This window comes from Brevibacillus sp. AF8, from assembly GCF_021270385.1.
In the GTDB taxonomy this organism is placed as follows: Bacteria; Bacillota; Bacilli; order Brevibacillales; family Brevibacillaceae; genus Brevibacillus.
Map to the genome: position 1 here is coordinate 28,512 of NZ_JAGQDN010000010.1, position 22,995 is coordinate 51,506.

Sequence of the window (22,995 nt, forward strand, 5' to 3'; positions counted from 1 at the left end):
ATGTGTTTACAGATTGTAAAGGCATGTTTACGATAAAAATAACTTTAAAAGACGAATAAATGGGCTGTCTTCGGTTGACTTGATTCACCTTATAAGCTACTATACATATTGTTGTGAAGAACAACACAGGCTTGACGAATGAAATAGTGATTTGTATTCGTATATCCTCAGAAATATGGTTTGAGGGTCTCTACAGGGAACCGTAAATTCCCGGCTACGAATAGGGCAGTTTTGGTATACCCTATTCGTCGGCCGGGAATTTTTTGCATTTTTTCGGGGAGGGAACGACATGAATAAGTTTGATGTAATCGTTGTAGGAGCAGGACCAGCAGGGATTTTTACATGCTACGAGGTAATGCGCAAAGCACCGAATGCCAAGGTGCTGTTGATTGATAAAGGGCATGACATCTATAGCAGACGCTGTCCGATCTTGGAAGAAAAGATCAAGCTCTGCCCGCCGCCAGCAGGAAAAAAAGATTTCGCAGGCTGTTTGCCGGCCTGTTCGATTACCAGTGGTTTTGGTGGAGCAGGCGCCTATAGCGATGGGAAATTTAACATCACCACCGAATTTGGCGGTTGGATGACAGACTATCTCAGCCCTTCCACTGTACTTGGGCTGATTAAATACGTAGATGAAATCAATTTGGAGCATGGGGCAACCCAATCGATTACGGACCCGACCACAGAGACGATCAAGAGCATCGAGCAGCGCGGTTATGCAGCAGGACTCAAGCTGTTGCGAGCGCAGGTGCGTCACTTGGGAACGGAGCAAAACCTGGAGATTCTCCAGTCGATCTTCGAGCATTTGAAAAAGCATATCGACATGATGTTCAAGACAGAGGTCGCGGACATCATTACGGTGAAAGAAGCAGACGGACATCAGGTAAGAGGTGTCGTCTTGAAAAACGGACAAGAGTATGAAGCTGATTACGTGGTAATCGGACCAGGCCGGGACGGCTCCGCATGGTTGACGGATATTCTGAAAAAGCGCCGCCTGAAAATGTACAACAATCAAGTCGACGTAGGCGTACGTGTGGAGACGTCCGATGTCGTCATGCGCGAAATCAATGAGCACCTGTACGAAGGAAAATTCATTTTCAATACATCTGTCGGAACGCGTGTACGGACGTTCTGCAGTAATCCATCAGGCCACGTGGTCGTAGAAAACCACAGTGGAGTGATGGCGGCAAACGGGCACTCTTACAAAGACCCGGCGCTGGGCTCGATGAATACGAACTTTGCGCTCTTGGTATCACATACGTTTACAGAGCCGTTTGACAAGCCGAATGAGTACGCAAGAGAAATTTGCAAGCGAGCGAATGATCTGTCAAGCGGTGGGGTCATCGTGCAGAAGTACGGCGATATTTTGCGTGGTCGCCGTTCTACTGAGTCGCGTATTAAGGAAGGCTTCTTGGAGCCTACTTTGAAGGAAGCGGTACCGGGTGACCTGGGACTCGTGTTGCCTTACAACACGATGAAAAGTTTGATCGAGATGGTGGAGGCACTGGACAAGGTAACACCGGGGATCGCCTCCGAACACACGTTGTTCTACGGAGTGGAAGCGAAATTCTACTCAGCTCGTCCAAAACTGACTGAGGAATTCGAAACAGAAATCAAGGGATTGTTCTGTGGCGGGGATGGTGCAGGAATTACGCGTGGTCTGGCTCAGGCCGGAGCTGCTGGGGTCTGGATGGCTCGCAATATCGCGAAGCGCATGCAATAACGAATAGATCTTATCAAATAGGCTTCTTGCCGGGCACGCTTGTGCTTGGTGGGAGCCTTTTTTCATGAGGAAGCAGTATCGGGAAAGTAATGATCTCGATATGTCACGAGGAATTAGGCAGAAGCGTATTGTATAGAAGGGCCAATAATCAAACCACGACCTTTTGTTGGCAGGGAGGTATCTATGTTTTTTTGTGATGATGACGATACCGCTGTAATTGCACTTTGGATTATTTCCATTGGTTTTGTCATACTCGCCATTGATAAAACAACCAGATTAAGTCAAAAGCCTGCCTGCGACAATGAAAAGTTGATACAGCCCCTCATTCAATTAAACAAGCAAGTCAATGGGAAGAACAAAAATGGCAATGACGACGATGAAGATAAGCAATTCAAACGAATTGAAGAGCAAATTGCCCAATTACGCGACAGTGTTCAAGATATAAAGAAGAATTTACAGGAGAAGCCATGCAAAAACGGAGGGAAGAAGGATGATCGACAAAAATCTGGCGAATGAGCTGGTAGCGGTAGGCGGGTGGATCGCAGTTCTGGGTGCCTTCCTCGCTGCTATAGGCTCGACTGGACAGGTAGAACCGGACCAGGATACTTCTTCTACAGGGAAAGAGGCAAATGACAAAGAATCAAGTGATTTGAAAAAACAAATGCTGCAACAGAAAAAACAATTGCAAAAGCAACAGATACAGCTTGAGCTGATTCAATTGGAGCAAGAGCTCAACACCATCATCGATAGCACAAGGAAAAATGGCTAACAAAAAATGACTTCACCAAACTGCTTTTGGGCGAAGTCATTTTTTACTTGTTACGACGGCTGCAAATTATCGTTCATTTTTTTCAATACGCGGTTAAAAATAGCAAGTTCTGCTTCGTCAAGGCCGCGGAGTGCCTGTTCCTCTTGCTCTTTGGCAGCCTCCAGCCATTCCGGGAACCGTTCGATTGCTTGTGGAGACAAGGACACATAGCGCTCACGCTTGTCATCACCCTCTGAGCGAATGATCCAGCCCATCTCTTCCAATCGAGTGAGAGTCCGGGTAATCGTCGGCGCTTCCACATTCAGGTAATTGCTCAATTGAACCTGGGTGAGCGATTCACGATAATGCAAGCAAAGGATAATACCCCATTGCGAGCTGTATAATCCCATGGGAGCCATAGACCCATTGAGTGATTTACTGAATATTCTTGCGGTTTGGCTAATTCGATGACCATAATAATGCATGAGTATATACCTCCAGGAAAGCTGGTCCGATATATCGTAAGCTTTATTGCTTAAGTAAATATGTACAATAACATACTAGCAGTTTCGGACATATAAGTAAACGTTTATTCGATGGCGAAATAATGGATTTTCTGACACAAATAGAATCAGGCGAGTGTCATGGAAGAAGACGCTCGCCTGGGTGGAAAATACGGCGGTACAGTGCATTAATCTGCGGACAAGATACTCAGTGGCCCTTTTTCATTGATGATCGGCTCCAGTTCATAGACCGAAATGGGGAACATGGGGAAACCGACGTAGTAAGGAGTAATTTCGTACAACTGGAAGTAAATGACCAGTGCTTTATCGGCGAGATAATAATCTTGATCGGGCTTAATCGAAGTAAAGCCATTAAGAGTGGGGATGTTTCTTTCTTTGATTTGACGCTGGATGTTTTCGGAAATTACCTTGACGTAATCGCTTCCTGGCTTGAATAATTCACGCAGCGTATACAGCTTGCCTGTTTGGATATCTGCGGTGATCGACCCGAGGAAGGTCATGCCGTGTGCCATTTGCGGTGTGTAGGCGTAGTTGCTCAACACGACGCTGAAAATACCGCGTTCGTTTGTCTTGATTTCGTAGCTTCCTTGCATTTCTGTATTTCCCGGTACCTGGACCCGTTGTTGCTCATGAATTAAGCCTTGAACCGTTTGATAAATCGCCCGGTTGATATCTTTTTCCGCTTGCTGGTTGGCTAGGCCTGCCAATTGGGGATAGTAAATCGTGGTGTTCGGACGGCTGATCGTACGTGTCAGCACAGTAGCTGGCAATTGATTGAGTTCCACTTTTTTCCGTTTGCCTCCTGTACGTGTGAGTTGTGTAATAGCCTATTCGAAATTGTTTTTGGCTGTTCTCACTTTTTTCACAAATTTGGCAAAGGTTTGGCTATATAATGGGGAAAGAATCCGATACATAAGTAATAAGGAAAAGGGGGGCAATTATGATTCAATTGATTCGCAATACCTTGACTGACAAAGAAGGCTTTATGATTTTCATCCTATGGAATCATTTGTGGATGGCGGGACTCATTGCCTACCAAGTGGATGTGAACTTCTGGAAAGTGACGTCCTTGGGATTGCTGGTCACTTTAATTGTTTCGCCGTATTATTTCATTCGCAAAGATAGTCTTGTGATTCGTTATCTGGTAGCAATTGGACTCATGTTCTATGCGATTTCATTCGATCACTTTACCGATTACCAAGAGATCACCTTCCTCGCTTTTATCGTCATGGGCTTTTTGGCAGCCTATTTGGATTGGAAGCTGGTCGTAACAGCGGGAATTACCCAAATCATTGTCACGGTTATCGGGTTCTACACAGGAACCTACCAGATCTTCGATGGTGATTTTTCGGAGCTCAATTTGCTTATGCGTATTGTCACGCTTCTCATGATGATGGGAGCCGTCACGTATCTGTGTCTCGCCGGACAAGCCTCCCTGCAAAAAGCGCACGACGCAAGGCAGGAAGCGGAAGAGAAGGAGCGCCGTTTGGGAGAAATGCTTTTGAACATCCAGCAAATGACCGAGCAGCTGGATCGTACCAGCGATCATGTGCATGAGCATGCGGAAGGTACAAAGCGCAATACCGATGAAATGATGGTAGCCTTCAAGGAAGTCGCCGTCGGTATGGAATCGCAGGCGAATTCTACGGTGAAGATCGAAGAAGAGGTTCAATCTATCGATCAGGAAATCGAGGCGGTCACAACACAGACCAACGCAATGAAAACTGAATCGCAACAAAATAACCGTCGCCTGACAGAAAGTGTTCAGATGATGAACGAGCTGTCCTCGCAGATGGAGCAAATTGTACAGGCAGTCAATGTGGCAGCTTCTACGATTCACCAGCTCAATCGACAGGCGAATCGCGTAGAGGAAATTGTCGGCGCTATTAATCAGATCGCGACACAAACGAATCTCTTGGCACTGAATGCGGCGATTGAATCGGCGCGTGCAGGCGAGCATGGTCGGGGATTTGCTGTTGTAGCGGATGAGGTACGCAAGCTGGCAGAACAAAGCGCGACAGCTACGCAGGAAATTACCGACATTCTCAAGTCACTCCACCAGGAAAGTGAGAATGCGGTGCAGCATATGAGCAATGGGGAAGTGTCTGTTGCAAAAGGCCAAGAGCTGGCCGTAAAAACAGTGGCCTCCATCGAAGCCGTGCGTGCCGGGATGATGGCCTTCCTGGAAGCTGCTGATCAAGTAAGCTCCAGCATGGACCGGGTAAAAGTGCGTTCCGGCGAAGTTGCCATCGAGATGTCGACCATTACAGCGGTAACCGAGGAATCGGTAGCCAACCTAGAAGAGCTGTTTGCGACAGCAGAAAACCAGCATCAAAAAGTGCGTGAGATTACGGAAGAGCTGGGCGAGTTGAATACGTTGTCTCATCGCCTCCAGCAAACCTTTCACGTAAATTAGAGGCTGTGCTTCTCGCCAAGTTAAACGGTGCTGAAAAGACGACTTTTTAAACTTCGATTCACTTTTAGAAGTGTTTGGAATTGAGAAAAAAGAATTGCATTTTTGAACCGTTCTGCTAGAATGAATTCCATTGTAACTGAATATATTCACCTACCTTATCAAGAGCGGCGGAGGGACTGGCCCGATGATGCCCGGCAACCACTGATCATGTCTATGCATGAACAGAAAGGTGCCAATTCCTGCAAAACCTGTACCATGGTTTTGACAGATGAGGAAGAGAACGGCTACGTACGCAAACTCTTCCTCCGGGAAGAGTTTTTTTGTGTATTTGTAAATGGGGAGGAGGAATAAACGAACGATAAATTAATTTTATAAGATAATATTCGTAAATAGTATTGAAAAAATAGGTAAAAAGCCGTACATTACCTAATAGGATAAAGAAAAACGTAAAGTTCGGATAGGGAGAGATACATCATGAAGAAGTTATTGCTGGCATTAACGACATTCGCAGTATTGGCAACAGGCTGCTCGACTGGAACCAGCGCACCTGCAGATCAGCCAGGAGGACAAGCAGCAGGACAAGAGGGCGCGGCCAAAAAGCGAATTGCCTTGATTTTGCCCGAGAAAATCGGTGTGAATCCGTTCTTCCAACAAATGGATGAAGGGGCGAAGAAAGCCGCACAAGAGCTGGGCGCAGAAGTGAAAACGATCGAATCTACGGACCATGGAGCGATTGAAGAAAATCTGCGTGTAGCTGTTGCAGAAAATTATGATTTGATCATCACTTCTTCCTTTACATCAGAGGATGCATTGAAAAAAGTAGCTACCGAAAATCCTGACCGTAATTTTGCGATTATTGATACCGTAGTAGATTTGCCAAACGTACGCAGTGTTACTTTCCGCGAGCAGGAAGCGGCTTACCTGGTGGGAGCAGCAGCAGGCTTGGCAACGAAAACGAACAAAGTAGGTATGGTTGTCGCTCTTGATATTCCGCAGTTGAAAAAATGGACAGTTGGCTTCGGAGAGGGCTTGAAAGCGACGAATCCAAAAGCAGAGCTGATGGTCAATTATGTAGGAAGCTTCACTGACCCGGCAAAAGCGAAGGAGTTGGCTTTGCTCCAAGCTTCCAAAGGCGCTGACTTCATTAACGGTGCAGCAGCAGTAGGCGATCTCGGCGTTTTCGAAGCAGCGAAGGAAAAAGGCTTCTTCACAGCAGGTCAGGACGTTGACCGTACCACGATTGACCCAGAGCATATTGTTCTGTCCCAATTGAAAGGGACTGACGCGGCAGCTTATGAAACCGTGAAGACCTTTGTAGAAGGAACGTTCAAACCAGGTGTTGTGGCGTACGGCTTGAAGGAAAAAGGTGTTGGCGTAACCTATGTCACGCACGAAAGCAAAACGCCGCTGAACGCGTTTATTGGACAAGAAGTCGTGGATAAAGTGAAAGCGATCAGCGATGAGATCGTAGCGGGAACTCGCCAAGTACCAGATAAATTCTAAACACGCACGTCAAAATGCTTGTGCACAGTGATGGATGTGACCGACTACGGCTGTGTAGTCGGTCTTCCATTTTCATAAAAGGACGTACAGAAATGAGGGAGTGGGAATGACCGAACGCTTGGAAATGAGGGCCATGACCAAGAAGTACGGAGATTTTACCGCCAACGACAAGGTGTCGTTCTCACTGGCAGCAGGAGAAGTCCACGCGATTGTCGGGGAAAATGGGGCGGGCAAAACGACACTGATGCGGATGCTGTACGGGATGGAGCAGCCGACGTCGGGAGAGATCGTGTTAAACGGCAAGCCAGTTGTTTTTCGCGGACCAGAGGACGCGATTCGAAATGGAATCGGGATGGTTCACCAGCACTTTATGCTCTTCGGAGAATTCAGTGTGGCTGAAAATATCGTGATCGGATATGAGCCGAGGCAAGCGGGTTTTTTCAAAAGAAAGGATGCGGAGGACAAGGTGCGGGCGCTGAGTGAGCAGTATCGCATTCCGATTCAACCGCAGACCAAGGTAGCGAATTGCTCGATTGGGGAACAGCAACGGGTCGAAATTCTGAAGGTCCTGTATCAGGGAGCGGATATTATCGTGTTGGACGAGCCGACCGCTGTCCTTACCCCGCTGGAGGTACGCGACCTGCTGCAAACGATTCGAAACCTGGCAGAGAGCGGCAAGAGCGTCATTTTGATTACACATAAGTTGCAGGAAGTCATGGAGGTAGCCGATCGTATTACGGTATTGCGCGGGGGCAAAGTGACGGGAACGGTTTCGCGGAATGAGACAAATGCGGACGATTTAGCCAGATTGATGGTTGGACGTGAATTGCAGGAGCTAGCTGAGCGAGTTCCTCTGGATAAAGGTCCCTTGTTGCAGGTGGAGAATCTCACCGTTCGAGAAAAGCAGACACTGCTCGATCAAGTCAGCTTTACCGTACATCACGGAGAAATCGTAGGAATCGCTGGTGTTTCCGGGAATGGCCAATCCGAGCTGCTGCAAGCGATCAGTGGCTTGCGAGCGGCACAGGAGGGCACGGTGCGATTAGGCGGCAAGGACGTGACGAACAAATCAGTAGCCACCATTCGGGATGTCGGCTTGGCGCATATTCCGGAGGATCGCTACCTGTGGGGAGCGGCCACACTCTCAAGCGTCGAGGAAAATGCGTTGATGGGCTATCAGCGAAAGCCTGTTTACAACCGCCGCGGTGTCGTTTTGCGGGAGAAATTCCGTCAAGTCGTAAAAGGCTGGGTTGAGAAGTTTTCCATCAAGACGGGCTCCCGACAATTGCAGGAGCTGGCAGGAAATCTGTCAGGTGGAAACTTGCAAAAGCTGATCGTAGCAAGGGAGTTGGGACATGAAACCCCGTTTTTGATTGCGGCTGAGCCTACACGAGGGGTGGATATCGGTGCCATGGAGTACATCCATCAGGCGCTGATCGAAAAACGCAATCAGGGAGACGCGATCTTGCTCGTCTCCTCCGAGCTGTCCGAAATTCTCGCCTTGTCTGACAGGATTTTGGTCATGTATAAAGGGCGAATCGCTGGAGAGCTTTCACGCCTGGAGGCAACCGAAGAAAAAATCAGCGTGATCATGGCGGGAGGAAGCATTCATGGCAGCAATCAAAGAGCTATCTAAGTCATTGGTGCAGCCGATCTTGGCTGTCGTTATCGGTTTGTTGACCGGGGCGCTGGTCATTGCTGCGGTTGGCGAATCGATCTTGGGCACCTACCAGGAAATGTGGAAAGGGGCCTTTGGCAGTTTTTATTTCTTTACGTCTACATTAGCGAGAGCCACGCCTATCATGCTGATTGCCTTGGGTCTTTCCCTTGCATTTCGGGCAGGGGTATTCAACCTGGGGGCGGAAGGGCAAATGGTGCTGGGTGCCGTCAGTGCTGCGCTAGTCGCGATCTATTTGCCAGCACCGGGAATGGTCAAAATTTTGGCGGGTATTTTCGCGGGAATGGCGGTTGGCGGGTTCTGGGCGTTGTTGCCAGGTTTTATGGAAGCGCGCTTTCGCATTCCATTGCTCATCTCTACGTTGCTTTTCAACTACATCGCGGTATTGTTTGCGAGCTATCTCGTGACAGAGCCATTCCGGGATCGCACGGGCTCTGCGGCACTTGCACAGACTGTCATGCTGGAGAAAAGCGCGTGGCTTCCGAAGCTGTTTGCCGGGATGAGCGTACATGCAGGTTTTTTGTTTGCGATCGTTGCAGCGCTGCTCTTGTTCTGGGTCCTTCGTTTTACGCCTTTTGGCTATGAAGTGAAGATGCTGGGTCAAAACTCGCTGTTTGCTCAATACGGAGGAATTAATCGCATTCGGGTGATGCTGACCGGGATGTTTGCCAGTGGTGGATTGGCTGGCTTGGCGGGAACCGTCGAGGTAATGGGGGCGCACTATCGTTTTGTGGACGGGGCACTGACTGTACCGGGCTTCGCCTGGACGGGCCTGATGGCAGCTCTGCTTGCGAACTCGCACCCGCTTGGCATCATTGTGACTTCGATCCTGCTTGCTGCTTTTCAGACAGGAGCCATGGGTGTAGAGCGCAATACGGATGTGCCGCTGGAGCTGGCAAGTGTGATACAAGCCGTATTGATATTGTTCATCTCCGCCAAGTTCAGCTACGACTGGTGGAAAAAGCGGAAGGCAAAAGGAGGGGAATCGCATGGAGCTCTTTGATTGGTCCCTCCTCAGTTCTACCATTCGGATGGTCACGCCGATCTTGTTGGCAGCTTTGGGTGGAGCGCTCTGCGCACGTGTTGGAATCTTTAATGTTGGCTTGGAGGGATTGGTACTGGTCGGTGCCTTTTCTGCGATTGTCGGCAATCATTTTACCGGGAATCTCTTTCTGGCCGTCTTGATTGCAGCACTGGTCAGCATTGTCTTTTCACTCTTATTCGCATACATGACGATCAAGCTTAGGGCGAATGAAATCGTTGTCGGTGTGGCGATTAACTTTCTGGCGCTCGGGTTGACGACATTTGCACTGCGGGCGGTCTTCGGTGTCAAAGGCGCGTTTTACGATAAGGATATGGCTGGCTTGCCCACCGTCGAGATTCCTTTCATTCACGATATTCCGGTCATCGGAGGCATTGTCTCTGGTCATTCGCCGCTCGTGTACTTTGCGTTTTTGGCTGCGATTCTGTTGTATGTGTTCTTTTATCGGACGGTTACAGGCTTCCGCGTCCTCGCAGTTGGTCTGAATCCCGTTGCGGCACGTAGTCTCGGCCTGAAAGTGACGGCGCTTCAAGTGCTGGCGATTGTAATGAGTGGCGCATTGTGCGGGATTGCAGGGGCACAGCTCTCACTGGGGCAAGTCACGATGTTTACAGAAGGTATGACGGCTGGTCGAGGCTTTATCGCATTGGTAGCGATGATGATGGGGCAGTCGCATCCACTCGGTATTTTGGCTTCGAGTCTTTTGTTCGGGGTGATGGATGCCCTCAGTATTCGTTTGCAGGGCTTTTCGCTTCCGACGCAATTTACGGCGATGCTGCCATACGTGCTGACAATTGCGGCGATGTTCTTCTTGAAGAACAAGAGTCAGATCGGTAACGACAATCAGCAGAGCACCCGTTAAACACAGGCTATATAGACAGCAAAGACAGGGGGAAATGCGATATGAACAAGGCAGATCGGATCAAAAGAATGAAAGTACCAGCTCCGGTGGGACCGGGACTCGCCAGACGACTTCCGCCAGGACAAATCCTGACAGAGCGCTTTCCCATTTTGCATGAGGGAGACGTGCCGGTGTATGACATGAACGAATGGACGCTGCGCGTTTTTGGAGAGGTAGACCGGGAAGTGACGCTCTCCTACGAAGAGATCATGGCGATGCCGCAGGTGACAGTGACGAGCGACATTCACTGCGTGACGCGCTGGTCCCGTTTTGACAATTCGTTTACAGGTGTGCGTTTTCGTGATTTTCTACAGGCGATTGGCGTGACTCCGCAGGCGAACTTCGTCATGCTGCATGGTGATCACGACTATACCGCCAATGTGCCGCTCGCTGATCTGGAGCGTGATGATGTGCTGCTGGCTCACTCTTTTGATGGAGAGCGACTAACGGACAAGCACGGCTGGCCGCTTCGCCTGGTTGTTCCTCATCTGTATTTCTGGAAAAGCGTGAAGTGGATCAGAGGAATTGAATTTATGACGGAAAACAAGCCCGGCTTCTGGGAGCAAAATGGTTTTCACTTGATCGCAGACCCGTTCCGCGAAGAGCGGTTCTCCGGTGAAGCGTTGCCGATCCCAGAGGATGAGTGGGAGAAAAAGGAGTTCGATTGAGATGTTGACGAATCTAAAGGTAGATCCAGAACAACTGCCAAAGCGCGTCATCGTATGCGGTGATCCAAAACGTGCAGCCTTGATTGCATCGAAACTCGACAATCAGCGTCAAATCGGGGAAAACCGCGAATATCACAGCTATGCGGGTACGTGGAAAGGCGTCGAGGTAGCGGTAGTGAGCCATGGGGTAGGCGCACCGGGAGCAGCCGTATGCTTCGAGGAGCTGGCGAAGGGCGGCGTGCAGGTCATCATTCGTGTAGGAACTGCCGGGTCATACCAAAAAGAAATCGAGACAGGCAGCCTCGTCATCAGCTCCGCAGCGGTTCGCCAAGACGGCTTGACCAGTCAGTTGGTTCCGGCGGGCTTCCCGGCTGTTGCCAATCGCCATGTCGTGGACGCGCTCGTACAAGCAGCGGGAGCAAACGCATCAGACTTGAAGGTATTCGAAGGAATCACACTGACACTCGATGTCTTCTACAGTGGCGTGCTGGAATTCCCCCACAAGCTGTACCAAAAAGCTGGCGTTTTGGCAGTCGAAATGGAAAACACCGCGCTCTTCGTGATTGCGGCTCTCCGCGGTATGAAGGCAGGCTCTATTTTAGCAATCGACGGATATGCAGATGCAGACTTGCTCGAATCGTATAACCCGCACACCGATGTGATGGCACAAGCCATTGAAGCAGAAGCATTGATCGCATTGGATGCAGTCCTTGCTGTTTCCCGGTAACAATAGGTAAGCCCAGGACTTTTCAGAGATCCTGGGCTTTTTTGTAATAGCGGTTAAGTTTTAAAAGGTTTTAAAAGGCATCGATAAACCAACAAAGCTAGCGGGAAGAAAAAGCACAGAGCTCGTAGACCTTGACAACGCCAACCCAGTCGGAACTGCAAAAAGGGGACCCGCTTGTCGAACACTTCTTCCTCGAGAAACTTCCGCCCGTAGGGTGGCTTTGGCTCGACGGTCCCCTTTTTGCAGTGGAGACGGCCAGTGAATCCCCCCTGCTGGCGTGTCAGAGTCGAAGAGAACTGTGCTTTTTCTTCTCCTCCACAATGTTGACTCAAACCAAAGCGACTATTCCTCGTTAAACCGATCCAGCATCGAGATCGTATCAATCAAATGATTGTTAAAAATCTGTCTCGCCACACTCAACAGCTCAATAATCATCGGATCACGCAGCGAGTAAGTGACTTTGTTTCCGTCCTTTGTTCCGTACACGATATTGTTGTTCCGCAAAATGGCGAGCTGTTGGGAAACAGCGGAGCCTTCACTCCCGATGAGTGTCTGAAGCTCGTTTACATTCTTATCTCCTTCCACCAGCAACTCCAGAATCCGAATCCGCAGGGGATGACCCAACGCCTTGAAAAAATTCGCTTTAAATTGCTGTAGTTCCAAATTCAATGATAGGTTCCTCCGATCGTAACATCATGTGGAAGTTTCAGTAGGAGCGGACAGGCGCGTGCATTCGCGAAAGGCAAAATGCTTGCATCCGAGGCACTTCCCAGTGTCAAGTAGACTAAGGGCATACGCTATCGCGTCCCCAGTATGAGTAAAAAAGTGAGCTTCGCCTACGAGGCCATATAGTCCCGTACGCTGCAAGATTTTCTTGGGGCCAGATTGGATTCCTGAAATAAGGACTGTTGTTCCTTGGTCCATACATTGTTTCACAATCCTGGACAAATTCGCTTCCCCAGTCATGTCCATCAGAGGGACTTTTCCCATCCGCAGCAGCAACACCTTTGGTTGTCGCTGAAGGGTTTGCGTGAGGGAGCTTTCAAACAAGTCGGCATCCCCGAAAAAGAGTGGGCCCTCAATCGTGAAAATGCTGATTTGCGGGCAATCATGCTCCTCGGTCACCATATGCGGCATGACTTTGTCGTGGTTGGACGAGGGATCAGGCAGTACCTGAGCTACCCGCAAGCTATCGCGCGTTCGTTTGACAAACAACAGGATAGATAGCACCAATCCCACTTCAATAGCAACGGTTAAATTGGTGAAAACGGTCAAAAGGAAGGTGAGCACCAGTACAAGAGAATCGCTCGTCTTTACTTTGAACATGTGGGCAAATTCCTTGCGCTCACTCATATTCCAGGCAACCAGCATCAAGATCGGCGCCATACTCGCCAACGGAATATGCGAAGCATAAGGGGCGAACAGCACGAGGATGAGCAAAACGACCAGACCATGAATGATGCCAGACATGGGGGAGGTTGCTCCGGTTCGAATGTTGGTGGCTGTTCTCGCAATCGCGCCAGTAGCAGGAATTCCCCCGAATAACGGAGTCACGATATTGGCAATCCCTTGGCCGATTAATTCACGGTTGCTGTTGTGGCGACTGCGTGTCATCCCATCGGCGACGACGGCAGATAATAAAGACTCTATCGCTCCTAGTATAGCAATGATCAGGGCTGGACTCAGTAACTTTTGGACACGTTCCCATGTGATTTCAGGAAAATGAAAGCCGGGTAATGCACTTGGTATCTCTCCAAAGGTGGAGCCAATCGTCGCTACCTTCCCTTCCAAAAAGAGGACGGAAACGACACTGGAGACTACGAGACCAACGAGAGAGGCCGGTATGCTACGGATGAATCGGGGAGTCACCAAAATAAGGGCGAGACTCAAAATAGCAATGGCTACGCTGTATAGATTAATCGTGTTCAGATGAAGGACGATTTCCCTCATGTTGGACAGAAAATCTTCATGTCTCTGCAACTGCTCCAGGCCGAGAAAGTTGGCAATTTGACCGGAGAAAATGATAACGGCAATCCCCGAAGTAAATCCGATGATGACGGGGCGCGGAATGAATTTGATCAGCCCTCCCAGCCGTAGAACCCCCATGAGAACAAGGAGAATCCCTGCCATGAATCCAGCGAGGAGCAAGTCTGCATAACCGTATTGCATGACGATTGCAAATAATATCGGGATAAAAGCACCAGTAGGTCCACCGATTTGATAGCGGGAACCGCCAAATAGAGAAATCAAAATCCCGGCGATAATGGTCGTGTAAATTCCGTACTCAGGCTTTACTCCGGAGGCGATAGCAAATGCCATCCCCAATGGTATCGCGATAATACCGACGATTACTCCTGATACACAGTCTTTTCGAAAGGAAACAAGATTGTAGCCTTCGAATCTTGGTGCCCACTTCATGATTGCAACCCTTCTTTTCGTATTTTCGAATATTTGATTATTTGAATATAGATGGATCATACATCCGCTCTTCCATTCCGTCAATTCCAATCCTTACATGAACTTTTCCGTTTATTAATAATTGCTTCAAGATTCCTTAACGCTCGTACAGTACCATTCAAAGTAACAAGTGAACACATCCCTTCGGTTGGAGCCATGGAGAAACCCCCGACAGCCTTTCCAAGCACTTTCATCGAGAGTTCTTTGGCATTGTCATGTCGTAGGGTTTTTTGTCTTGGGCATAAGGAGGCGTAAGCGAGTGAACCAGGAACAGTTTCGTGCAAGACTGGCAAAGTACAAGCTAATCGCTTCCGTAAAAGAAGCGAAGCACCTGGAAAAAGCGGCAGAGGCAAATTTGAGTGCTGCGGTACTCTCGATTGGCAACATTGGTGTGATCAAAGGCTACGTGGATTATTTTAAGTCGAAAAATATCCCTGTATTTCTTCATTTGGAGCGGATTGGCGGAATCAGTCATGACCGGGAAGGCATCGCATTTCTCGCGCATTACGTCAAGCCAGACGGGATCGTCACTACGCGCAACACCCTGGTCAAGCTGGCGAAAAAGCAAGGCCTGCTGACGATTCAGCGTTTGTTTTTGGTGGATAGCGACTCGATTAAATCAGGCCTAACTTCCCTGCAAGATACACAGCCTGACGCTGTTGAGCTGATGCCAGGTTTGCTGCCGGAGTTTATCGAAGAATTTCGAAGTGTGATCGATACCCCGATCATTTCTGGTGGGCTGATTCGCAAGCAAGAACAGATGGAGGAAGTATTAAAGCATGGAGCGACAGCTGTTTCAGTCGGAAATCCGCTGCTGTGGAAGGAGTGTAAGAACCTTGATTCAAGCGTTGTTATTTGATTTGGACGGGACCTTGCTGGACAGTCGGGATGCGGTCGTGGATGCCGTTGCTTTTACGGCTGAGCAGTATGCACCGGGACATTTTAGCAGAGAAGAGCTTCTCGCGCGTTTTGGTGAATCGTTTGATGATTTTTTGGCGGCAGTTGCTACAGCAGCAGGCGTCCCTGACAAAAAGGAAGTGCTACAAAGATACTTCGCCTATGTACGGGAGCATCATGAAGAACACGTCAAACTGTTTCCGTTTGTTCGCGAAGGGTTGGAAAAGCTAAAGGCGGCGGGCTTTGCGATGGCGATCGTCACGAACAAGCAACGGGAGTTTACATTGGCTGGTCTGGAGATGGCGGGGATTGAGCATCTGTTTGAGGCCATCGTCACCGTCGATGATGTATCACGAGGCAAGCCGTCGGCTGAGCCTGTACAAAAAGCGCTGGGGGCACTTGGTAAACGTCCCGAGCAAGCCATGATGATCGGCGACAGTCGTTATGACGTACTGGCTGCGGTAGGAGCGGGTGTGCAATCTGTCGTGCTGGAGTGGTACGGACAAGAGAAATGGCCCTACGCTTCTCCGGATTACCGCTACGCCGATTTTGAGACATTTGTTATGGAAATGCTGGCCGCAAAAGCACAAGGAGGGAAATGAAAACAGATGGCACGTGTGGTGTTGGAGCAGGTAACGAAAGCCTTTCAGAATCAAAGCGTGGTCAAAGGATTGGATTTGGTCATTCCAGACGGCTCCTTTACGGTTCTGGTAGGTCCGTCCGGCTGTGGGAAATCAACCACACTCAGGATGATCGCTGGCTTGGAAACAGTGACGGACGGCAAAATCATAATCGGTGATCAAACGGTGAACCAATTGCCACCTGGCAAGCGTGATATTGCGATGGTTTTTCAAAATTACGCCCTCTACCCAACGATGAATGTGTACGACAATATCGCCTATGGATTGAGAAACCGAGGAACGTCGAAAAAGGAATGTCAGGTGCTGGTAGAGGAGATCGCGGAAATCGTCGGGCTATCCGATTATCTCAAGCGCAAGCCATCTCAGCTCTCCGGAGGTCAAAGGCAACGTGTCGCACTCGCGCGGGCCATGGTGAAAAAGCCAAAGGTCTTCCTGATGGACGAACCCCTCTCCAATCTCGATGCGAAGCTGCGAAATCAGATGCGTGTGGAGTTGACGAGCCTGCACAAGCAGCTCGGCAGCACCTTCATCTACGTGACACATGATCAGGTAGAGGCGATGACTATGGGCGATCAGATCGTCGTCATGAATGACGGACACATTATGCAAGTAGCGAGCCCGATGGATTTGTATCAGGAGCCGGAAAATCTGTTTGTTGCCCAATTTATCGGTTCTCCGCCGATGAACATTGTTTCTGCGGAGGGCAAGAGTGAACACGTATGGGGATTCCGCCCGGAAAAAGCAGTGCTGTTGCCTGCTGCTGTCCCAGCCATCACGAGCGAAGAGATGTGGAACACACGCGGTCAGGTCGTATCCAGGGAAATTCTCGGCTCAGACACGCTCCTTCACGTGGAGACGGAAAAAGGCAGGGTCATCGTCAAAGCGGACTCGGAGGTAGCGATGCAGGTCGGCTCCTCGGTCACGGTTACTGTACCGTGGGAATACATCTATGTGTTTGAAAAAGGGAGCGGAAAACGAGTGGGTCGCATGAGTGGACGAGTGCCTGTATCGACACGCGCAGGAGGGGATAGCTGATGCGAAAAGCGGCAACTGTACAGGAGTTGCCGGGTGTAAGCCAGTCGAAAAAAGAAGTGCGTTCACAGGCATTTGCATGGTCTGACCTCGCATCCCGGCTGCGTCCGTACTTGTATCTGGCACCCGCATTGATTTGCTTTGCCCTGTTCTTCTTTTACCCGATTGGCTCGATCATTTATTTGAGCTTTCAGGACTGGTCATTGATCAATCTGGAGCAAATGGAATGGGTAGGCTTGCAAAACTATCAGGACTTGATGAAGGACGGAGATTTTCATCAAGTATTGGGAAATACCGCGGTCTTTACCATTGCGACAGTGGGGGTCGGCTTGACGCTATCTTTCTTGCTTGCCCTATGGCTGAACAAAAAGGCAAAGGTGTACGGCATTATTCAGGCGACTGTTTTCAGTCCTCACATCATTTCGCTGGTATCTGTCTCGATGCTGTGGATGTGGCTGATGGACCCGCAGTTTGGCCTGTTGAACGCAGGACTGGAAGCGGTCGGACTGCCTGCGTATACGTGGCTGACTGACCCGAAAAGCTCCTTGCTGTCACTGATTATCGTCAGCATTTGGAAAGGGGTCGGCTATAACACGCTCATTTTCATCGCAGGCTTGCAAAGCATTCCGGGCGATATATACGAGGCAGCAGCGCTCGATCAATCGCCATGGTGGCGGACGTTGAGACGGATTACGATACCGATGCTGTCACCGACGATTTTCTTTTTGCTCATTATCAATACGATCTCATCCTTCCAAGCGTTCGACACGATTGCCATTATGACACAGGGTGGTCCAATCAATAGTACGAACATGCTTGTCTACTACATTTACGAGCAAGGAATGGACTTCTACAATGGCGGGATTGCTTCGGCTGCCTCTGTCATTTTGCTGATACTGGTAGGGATTTTAACAGCTTTGCATTTCCTGGTGATGTCCAAGCGCGTGCATTATCGCTGATGAACTCATGAGAAAGGAGGAGGAGCATGTATCGAGTGGTTTTGGCTTCACGCAAGACCGTGGAATGGATTGGGCTTTTGGTTGTGGCTTTCCTGTTTGTGTTCCCGTTTCTGTGGATGGCATCGACGGCTTTCAAAACGATGCCAGAGGTCCGGCAATTTCCCCCGACGCTTTTGCCTGAGACGTGGGAGTGGAGCAACTTCGCCCAAGCGTGGGAATCAGGTCCGTTCCTTATGTTTACGTGGAACAGCATTCTGGTTGCAGTAGGGATTTTGATCCTGCAATTTTTGACGGCGGTGCCTGCGGCTTACGCTTTTGCACGCTACAAGTTTCCCGGTCGCAATCTGTTGTTTGGTCTTGTCTTGATTGTCTTGATGATTCCGGGACAAGTCATCTTTTTGCCGATCTACGTGCAATTGAGTGGCTGGGGACTCGTCAACACGCTGTGGTCGCTGATCCTGCCGTACGCAGCCAGTGCTTTCGGAATCTTCCTGCTCAGGCAAGCATTCATGCAGGTGCCCGATGAAGTGATCGAGGCAGCACGTCTGGATAACGCGTCCGAATGGAAAATCATGTGGACGATCATGGTGCCGATGGCGAAGCCAGTGCTGGTCACTTTCGGACTATTCAGCTTTATTTACCACTGGAACGACTATTTCTGGCCGCTGATTATGACCAACAGCGACGAGGTGCGCACCTTGCCGATCGGAATATCCAGCTTGCACATGTCCGACGGCGGAACCTTGTGGAACGTCATGATGGCGGGCAACATGATTCTCATTCTACCGATTCTCGTGATTTTCTTCGTGGCACAACGGCATATTATCAAAGCGTTCATCTATCAATCCAAATAATAAAAGAGAGCTCTTAGGGAGGAAATCAAACCATGTTTTCATTGAAAAAGACTGGAACGATTCTATGTGCATTGACTATCGGTTTGTCAGGAGTTTTGGCTGGTTGCGGATCATCGGGTAAAGATCAGTCTACTAGTACAGGAAGCTCTTCCCAGCCAGCAGCGTCTACAGCATCCAGCGGCCCTGTCCAAATTGATTTCTGGTATGCGTTGGGTGGCGTTCGTGGGAAAACAATTGAGGATATGGTCAAAAAATTCAATGAAACACATAAAGATATTATCGTCAAACCGGCCTACCAAGGTGCGTATCAAGAGAACCACTCCAAAGTACTGGCATCTATGGCAGCAGGCAACAATCCAGATGTCACGATGGTCGAGATCGCTTCGATTGCGGCATTTGCGGATGCAAAAGTTTTGGAAGATTTGACGCCCTACTCCCAAGGGGATGAGAAGAAGTACATTCCAGGTCTCATGAAAAACTCTTATTGGAATGACAAACTGTACGCAGTACCATTTAACCGCTCCACTCCATTGCTGTACATCAACCGCGATATGCTAAAAGAAGCAGGACTTGATTCAAACGGTCCGAAAACATGGGATGAGCTGGTCAGCTTCTCGCAAAAGCTGAGCAAAAAAGAAGGAGACAAAATTACCCGGTACGGCTTCTCAACACCTGTTGATATCTGGTTCTACGAAGCGCTTGTTTTCCAAGGCGGGGGCAACATCCTGAGCGAGAACGGCAAGGAGCTGACGATCAACAACGAAGCAGGAAAAGCACCACTTGAGCTCTGGTCCAAAATGGTGAAGGAAGGCATCATGAAAAACCCTCCAGGAGAGAACTACAATGCGTGGGATGTAGCGGAGCAAGACTTCCTGAATCAAAAAGTGGGCATGATTTTTACCTCGACAGGTTCCTTGACGGAATTGAAGAAAAATGCCAAATTTGACATGGGTGCAGCTTTCTTGCCAGCCAATAAAACGTTTGGTACGCCAACGGGTGGTGCGAATCTCGTGATGCTGGCGAAGTCGACCGATGCAGAGAAAAAAGCAGCGTGGGAGTTCATGAAGTGGATGACCGATACTGAGCAGACAGTTCCGTGGTCCATCGCTTCCGGTTATATGCCTGTTACGACAGAAGCTATCGATTCGGCTGAAATGAAGGCATTCTATGAAAAAGAGCCAAACTTCAAGGTCGCGGTAGATCAGTTGCAATACGGCTATCCTCGTCCGATGGCTCCAGGCTACAAGGAATTGCAGGATGTGATTCAAAAAGAACTGCAGCGTGCGATGCTTGGCCAAGCGACTGTAGATGAAGCGATGCAGGCGGCGACGGAAAAAGGCAGCAAGCTTTTGAAAAAATAACAGAAACGAAATGATAGAGGAGCTGGCGAAATGAACATTTGTATGGCACATCGCGGGTGGTCAGGCAAAGCCCCGGAGAATACAATGACAGCGATTCGACTGGCTTTGGCAGAGCCAGCTATCAAAGCAATGGAAATTGATGTTCAACTGACGCGTGACGGTGTTCCGGTGCTGATTCATGACTTTACGCTGGAACGCACGACCAATGGCCGCGGTCTGGTCATGGACCATTCTTTGGCAGAACTGCGTGAGCTGGATGCAGGGAGCTGGTTTGGCGACAAGTTTGCGGGAGAGCGAATCCCTACACTAGAGGAAGTGCTGATCGCCGTAAAAGGTCGCTGCATGTTAAATATCGAGTTGAAAGCAACAAGTGACATGTACCCGGGTATCGCGGAAAAGGTACTCGCGCTTGTAGAAAAGCATGGAATGAAGCAAGAGGTGTGCCTGACTTCATTTGACCACGATTTGATTCGTCACGTTCGCATGCTCGATCAAGAAGTGCAGACAGGCCTGATTGTATATGGTCGCCCTGTACTCATGCTGGAACAGATGGAGGCGGCAGGTGCTACGATCCTCTCCATGGGTTATCCGTTCCTGAATAGAGAGCTAGCAGTAGCTGCTATTGAAAAAGGTTTCAAAGTCATCGCGTGGACGCTGGATGATCCGAAGCATATCCGCGAAGTTATTTCGTGGCATCCTCAGGTTCAAATTTGCACGAACCATCCTGACCGGATGTGGGAGTTTGTATAAGCACAAGCAGGAAAAAGCCGCCGAGCGACATACAAGGCGGCTTTCCTTTTTTTCTTGTTTGGACTATATCTTGAATTTGCTTACATGAGATTGCAGTTCTTCGGCTATTCTTGCCAAAGAAGTAGCTGATGAACTGACTTCTTCCATAGCTGCCAGCTGTTCTTCTGTGGCGGCCGACACGCTTTGTGTTCCGTCAGCAGAATTCTCCGCTACTTCTTCAATGACAGTGACCAATTCTACCACCTGTTTGGTGCCAAAAGACATTTGCTCGGAATAAGCTTTTACTTCTTGAATTTGGCTTGCCACCTGCGTGACAGCATCCTGGATCTGTTCGAAGGACTTGCCTGCATTGTTAACGACCGTAAGTCCGGTAGCGACCTCTTTGGTGCCCTGTTCCATCGAAAGGACAGCCTGGTTTGATTCGAGCTGAATCGTCGTAATCAACAGTTTGATCTGTTGCGCGGATTGTGCGGACTGCTCAGCCAATTTGCGCACTTCGTCTGCCACAACGGCGAATCCCCGTCCCTGTTCACCAGCTCTCGCCGCTTCAATCGCTGCGTTTAGCGCTAACAGATTTGTTTGTTCAGCTATGGCGGTGATGACTTGTACGATTTGTCCGATTTCCTGTGAGCTGTTTCCTAATCGTTTGACGATATCGGCAATGTTGCCGACCGTGTTCTCAATCGATTGCATTTGGCTGATAACGACCTGAAGGGCCTGATTGCCTTCCACTGCAATTTGGGAAGCCCCCAAAGCTGATTCGGCAGCTTGCTGTGCATTCGTGGCAACTTGCTGAGCCCCTGTCGATACGCCTTGAATTGCGGTGACACTTTCCTCTACACTCTTCACTTGTTTTTCCGCACCGTAAGCTACTTCCTGAATCGTTATGGCGATTTGCTCGGTAGCCTTGCTCGTATGGTCGGCGTTGACCGACAATTCTTCTGCGGAAGAAGCCAGATCTGAAGCTGTATCATTTACTTGTTGAATAATCGTTCGCAGGTTGAGCACCATTGTGTTTACTGATTGGGATAGCTGTCCAACCTCATCCTTGGTTCGAATTTGCAGGGGTTGTACAGTCAATTCACCCTCGGAAATGCGGTTAGCCACGGAGGCAACTGCCGCAATAGGGCGTGAGATTTGTCGGGAAACAGCGTATGCGATTGCGGTCACGACAGCGACAACAACGATGACAATGATCCTAACCATGGTAGTAACGGATGAAACCGCAGACGTTATGGACTCGACAGGGATATGCAGATACAATCCAAAGTTGGTCTTGGGAATGGGGGAGTAGGTGACAACGTATTCCTTGCCGTTGTCCGAGTAGCTGTATGAGCCCTTTTCCGTTTTTCCTGATTTAAGGATTTCCATTAATGGTTGCGGCAGAGCGGATTCCTCAAGGGGTTTTCCGATCAGATCCTGGGTAGGATGGTACTGAATTTGATCCTTGTTATCAACGAGAATCGGATAACCATCGTTGCCTACTTTCAAATCTTTGAGAAAGGTAGCTGTGAAGTCATCTACATTGACGAGCCCGGTCAAGACACCGAGCTTCTCATTGTTTTTCGTTTTTACAGGGGAAGCGACGATGATAGAGCGATTGCCGGTTGTCTTTGCAACAAGAACATCGGAGAAGCTGGGCTTGTCCTGCATACCGTCTTTGAAGAATTGACGCTCGCCAAGATTGATTCCAACGCTTTTGGGGAACGTATCAGCCGTTACTTTTCCATCGCTTGCGATAAACGTATTCCCGTCATACAGTTTCATTTCCTCGGTAAACTTGCGGATGAATTCGTTTTTTGCCGCGGAATCATCGGATTGAATATCCGAGGTGCGGGCTAAAATTTGAATTTCTGTCATACGCCGGTCCAGATATTGATCCATAGCTATGGCTGTACTGGAAGTAAGGTCAACATAGGATGATTTTTGTTTATCAATCAAAATGGATGAAAAGCTGTTCGTGATAAACAAAGAAACGGCAGTAAGTGGAATGACAGCCACGATGAGAAACCAAAGGATCATTTTGTTCCTGAGCTTGTTGAACAAAAACATAGGTTTTTCCACTCCTAATCCGTGAATGCAAAATAGAAACAGGTAGACTGCTGAGATTTACT

The 22,995-nt window shown here is 49.1% G+C and carries 22 protein-coding genes and 2 riboswitches; of the genes, 17 read left to right on the top strand and 5 right to left on the bottom strand.

Going from position 1 to position 22,995, the window contains the following annotated elements; all coding sequences use genetic code 11:
- Positions 1-137 precede the first annotated feature (137 nt).
- Positions 138-237: riboswitch (purine riboswitch) on the top strand.
- Positions 238-289: 52 nt separating this feature from the next.
- The 3 genes from KB186_RS14700 to KB186_RS14710 all read left to right on the top strand — a co-directional run bounded on the left by KB186_RS14700 (position 290) and on the right by KB186_RS14710 (position 2,492).
- Complete coding sequence (locus KB186_RS14700; RefSeq protein WP_232773882.1) at positions 290-1,723, top strand: NAD(P)/FAD-dependent oxidoreductase; 1,434 nt, start codon at positions 290-292, stop codon at positions 1,721-1,723.
- 183 nt (positions 1,724-1,906) lie between these two features.
- On the top strand, positions 1,907-2,239 hold the full coding sequence (locus tag KB186_RS14705; protein WP_173610366.1) for a hypothetical protein: 333 nt from the start codon (positions 1,907-1,909) through the stop codon (positions 2,237-2,239).
- The gene (locus tag KB186_RS14710) at positions 2,214-2,492 is read left to right on the top strand and encodes a hypothetical protein (protein ID WP_232773883.1); all 279 of its coding nucleotides are present in this window, start codon (positions 2,214-2,216) and stop codon (positions 2,490-2,492) included. Before KB186_RS14705 ends, KB186_RS14710 begins: the two co-directional genes overlap by 26 nt.
- Positions 2,493-2,542: 50 nt before the next feature.
- Here KB186_RS14710 and KB186_RS14715 read toward each other — a convergent pair whose 3' ends face one another.
- Together KB186_RS14715 and KB186_RS14720 are read right to left on the bottom strand one after the other, a co-directional pair.
- A complete protein-coding gene (locus KB186_RS14715) occupies positions 2,543-2,956 on the bottom strand; it encodes a MarR family winged helix-turn-helix transcriptional regulator (protein ID WP_232773884.1) in 414 nt (137 codons plus the stop codon).
- 206 nt (positions 2,957-3,162) lie between these two features.
- Entirely contained in the window at positions 3,163-3,780 is a 618-nt protein-coding gene (locus tag KB186_RS14720) for a DUF3298 and DUF4163 domain-containing protein (RefSeq protein WP_232773885.1), read from the bottom strand.
- 155 nt (positions 3,781-3,935) lie between these two features.
- Here KB186_RS14720 and KB186_RS14725 point away from each other — a divergent pair, with 155 nt between their 5' ends.
- The 7 genes from KB186_RS14725 to KB186_RS14755 all read left to right on the top strand — a co-directional run bounded on the left by KB186_RS14725 (position 3,936) and on the right by KB186_RS14755 (position 11,930).
- Entirely contained in the window at positions 3,936-5,411 is a 1,476-nt protein-coding gene (locus tag KB186_RS14725; RefSeq protein ID WP_173610370.1) for a methyl-accepting chemotaxis protein, read from the top strand.
- A gap of 152 nt (positions 5,412-5,563) precedes the next feature.
- Positions 5,564-5,686, top strand: a riboswitch (SAM riboswitch).
- A 199-nt stretch (positions 5,687-5,885) separates the two neighbouring features.
- Positions 5,886-6,914 (top strand): BMP family lipoprotein, encoded by a 1,029-nt coding sequence (locus KB186_RS14730; RefSeq protein ID WP_173610371.1) that lies wholly within the window; start codon positions 5,886-5,888, stop codon positions 6,912-6,914.
- 106 nt (positions 6,915-7,020) lie between these two features.
- Positions 7,021-8,550, top strand: coding sequence for an ABC transporter ATP-binding protein (locus tag KB186_RS14735; protein ID WP_232773886.1), 1,530 nt, complete (start codon positions 7,021-7,023; stop codon positions 8,548-8,550).
- Positions 8,525-9,595, top strand: a complete 1,071-nt coding sequence (locus KB186_RS14740; RefSeq protein ID WP_173610373.1) for an ABC transporter permease — start codon at positions 8,525-8,527, stop codon at positions 9,593-9,595. Before KB186_RS14735 ends, KB186_RS14740 begins: the two co-directional genes overlap by 26 nt.
- Positions 9,582-10,496, top strand: a complete 915-nt coding sequence (locus KB186_RS14745) for an ABC transporter permease (protein ID WP_232773887.1) — start codon at positions 9,582-9,584, stop codon at positions 10,494-10,496. Before KB186_RS14740 ends, KB186_RS14745 begins: the two co-directional genes overlap by 14 nt.
- 41 nt (positions 10,497-10,537) lie before the next feature.
- Positions 10,538-11,203 carry a sulfite oxidase-like oxidoreductase gene (locus KB186_RS14750; protein ID WP_221867315.1) on the top strand — a complete coding sequence of 222 codons (666 nt, stop codon included), beginning with the start codon at positions 10,538-10,540 and terminating at the stop codon, positions 11,201-11,203.
- Position 11,204: 1 nt separating this feature from the next.
- A complete protein-coding gene (locus KB186_RS14755) occupies positions 11,205-11,930 on the top strand; it encodes a nucleoside phosphorylase (protein ID WP_232773888.1) in 726 nt (241 codons plus the stop codon).
- Between the two features lie 342 nt (positions 11,931-12,272).
- Here the strand turns inward: KB186_RS14755 and KB186_RS14760 are convergent, their stop codons facing one another.
- Entirely contained in the window at positions 12,273-12,599 is a 327-nt protein-coding gene (locus tag KB186_RS14760) for an ArsR/SmtB family transcription factor (RefSeq protein ID WP_173610377.1), read from the bottom strand.
- Positions 12,600-12,623: 24 nt separating this feature from the next.
- Positions 12,624-14,348, bottom strand: a complete 1,725-nt coding sequence (locus KB186_RS14765; protein ID WP_173610378.1) for a SulP family inorganic anion transporter — start codon at positions 14,346-14,348, stop codon at positions 12,624-12,626.
- Positions 14,349-14,646: 298 nt separating this feature from the next.
- Here KB186_RS14765 and KB186_RS14770 point away from each other — a divergent pair, with 298 nt between their 5' ends.
- The 7 genes from KB186_RS14770 to KB186_RS14800 are packed head-to-tail and all read left to right on the top strand — an operon-like array spanning position 14,647 to position 20,881.
- Positions 14,647-15,246, top strand: a complete 600-nt coding sequence (locus KB186_RS14770; RefSeq protein WP_173610379.1) for a glycerol-3-phosphate responsive antiterminator — start codon at positions 14,647-14,649, stop codon at positions 15,244-15,246.
- On the top strand, positions 15,224-15,886 hold the full coding sequence (locus KB186_RS14775; RefSeq protein WP_173610380.1) for an HAD family hydrolase: 663 nt from the start codon (positions 15,224-15,226) through the stop codon (positions 15,884-15,886). The genes KB186_RS14770 and KB186_RS14775 overlap by 23 nt, the downstream gene beginning before the upstream one ends.
- 6 nt (positions 15,887-15,892) lie before the next feature.
- A complete protein-coding gene (locus KB186_RS14780; RefSeq protein ID WP_173610381.1) occupies positions 15,893-16,960 on the top strand; it encodes an ABC transporter ATP-binding protein in 1,068 nt (355 codons plus the stop codon).
- Complete coding sequence (locus tag KB186_RS14785; RefSeq protein WP_173610382.1) at positions 16,960-17,916, top strand: carbohydrate ABC transporter permease; 957 nt, start codon at positions 16,960-16,962, stop codon at positions 17,914-17,916. The genes KB186_RS14780 and KB186_RS14785 overlap by 1 nt, the downstream gene beginning before the upstream one ends.
- Positions 17,917-17,942: 26 nt before the next feature.
- Positions 17,943-18,770 (top strand): carbohydrate ABC transporter permease, encoded by an 828-nt coding sequence (locus KB186_RS14790; RefSeq protein ID WP_173610383.1) that lies wholly within the window; start codon positions 17,943-17,945, stop codon positions 18,768-18,770.
- A 32-nt stretch (positions 18,771-18,802) separates the two neighbouring features.
- Positions 18,803-20,131: an ABC transporter substrate-binding protein gene (locus tag KB186_RS14795; RefSeq protein ID WP_232773889.1), complete on the top strand. Its 1,329-nt coding sequence runs from the start codon at positions 18,803-18,805 to the stop codon at positions 20,129-20,131.
- 30 nt (positions 20,132-20,161) lie between these two features.
- A complete protein-coding gene (locus KB186_RS14800; protein ID WP_232773890.1) occupies positions 20,162-20,881 on the top strand; it encodes a glycerophosphodiester phosphodiesterase in 720 nt (239 codons plus the stop codon).
- A gap of 63 nt (positions 20,882-20,944) precedes the next feature.
- Here KB186_RS14800 and KB186_RS14805 read toward each other — a convergent pair whose 3' ends face one another.
- Positions 20,945-22,933: a methyl-accepting chemotaxis protein gene (locus KB186_RS14805; RefSeq protein ID WP_173610386.1), complete on the bottom strand. Its 1,989-nt coding sequence runs from the start codon at positions 22,931-22,933 to the stop codon at positions 20,945-20,947.
- Positions 22,934-22,995: the final 62 nt, after the last annotated feature.

Excerpts from the sequence above, each read along its gene's own strand:
- KB186_RS14700 (WP_232773882.1), top strand. The coding sequence starts at position 290 with ATGAATAAGTTTGATGTAATCGTTGTAGGAGCAGGACCAGCAGGGATT.
- KB186_RS14705 (WP_173610366.1), top strand. The coding sequence starts at position 1,907 with ATGTTTTTTTGTGATGATGACGATACCGCTGTAATTGCACTTTGGATT.
- KB186_RS14710 (WP_232773883.1), top strand. The coding sequence starts at position 2,214 with ATGATCGACAAAAATCTGGCGAATGAGCTGGTAGCGGTAGGCGGGTGG.
- KB186_RS14715 (WP_232773884.1), bottom strand. The coding sequence starts at position 2,956 with ATGCATTATTATGGTCATCGAATTAGCCAAACCGCAAGAATATTCAGT.
- KB186_RS14725 (WP_173610370.1), top strand. The coding sequence starts at position 3,936 with ATGATTCAATTGATTCGCAATACCTTGACTGACAAAGAAGGCTTTATG.
- KB186_RS14730 (WP_173610371.1), top strand. The coding sequence starts at position 5,886 with ATGAAGAAGTTATTGCTGGCATTAACGACATTCGCAGTATTGGCAACA.
- KB186_RS14735 (WP_232773886.1), top strand. The coding sequence starts at position 7,021 with ATGACCGAACGCTTGGAAATGAGGGCCATGACCAAGAAGTACGGAGAT.
- KB186_RS14740 (WP_173610373.1), top strand. The coding sequence starts at position 8,525 with ATGGCAGCAATCAAAGAGCTATCTAAGTCATTGGTGCAGCCGATCTTG.
- KB186_RS14745 (WP_232773887.1), top strand. The coding sequence starts at position 9,582 with ATGGAGCTCTTTGATTGGTCCCTCCTCAGTTCTACCATTCGGATGGTC.
- KB186_RS14750 (WP_221867315.1), top strand. The coding sequence starts at position 10,538 with ATGAACAAGGCAGATCGGATCAAAAGAATGAAAGTACCAGCTCCGGTG.
- KB186_RS14755 (WP_232773888.1), top strand. The coding sequence starts at position 11,205 with ATGTTGACGAATCTAAAGGTAGATCCAGAACAACTGCCAAAGCGCGTC.
- KB186_RS14765 (WP_173610378.1), bottom strand. The coding sequence starts at position 14,348 with ATGAAGTGGGCACCAAGATTCGAAGGCTACAATCTTGTTTCCTTTCGA.
- KB186_RS14780 (WP_173610381.1), top strand. The coding sequence starts at position 15,893 with ATGGCACGTGTGGTGTTGGAGCAGGTAACGAAAGCCTTTCAGAATCAA.
- KB186_RS14785 (WP_173610382.1), top strand. The coding sequence starts at position 16,960 with ATGCGAAAAGCGGCAACTGTACAGGAGTTGCCGGGTGTAAGCCAGTCG.
- KB186_RS14790 (WP_173610383.1), top strand. The coding sequence starts at position 17,943 with ATGTATCGAGTGGTTTTGGCTTCACGCAAGACCGTGGAATGGATTGGG.
- KB186_RS14795 (WP_232773889.1), top strand. The coding sequence starts at position 18,803 with ATGTTTTCATTGAAAAAGACTGGAACGATTCTATGTGCATTGACTATC.
- KB186_RS14800 (WP_232773890.1), top strand. The coding sequence starts at position 20,162 with ATGAACATTTGTATGGCACATCGCGGGTGGTCAGGCAAAGCCCCGGAG.
- KB186_RS14805 (WP_173610386.1), bottom strand. The coding sequence starts at position 22,933 with ATGTTTTTGTTCAACAAGCTCAGGAACAAAATGATCCTTTGGTTTCTC.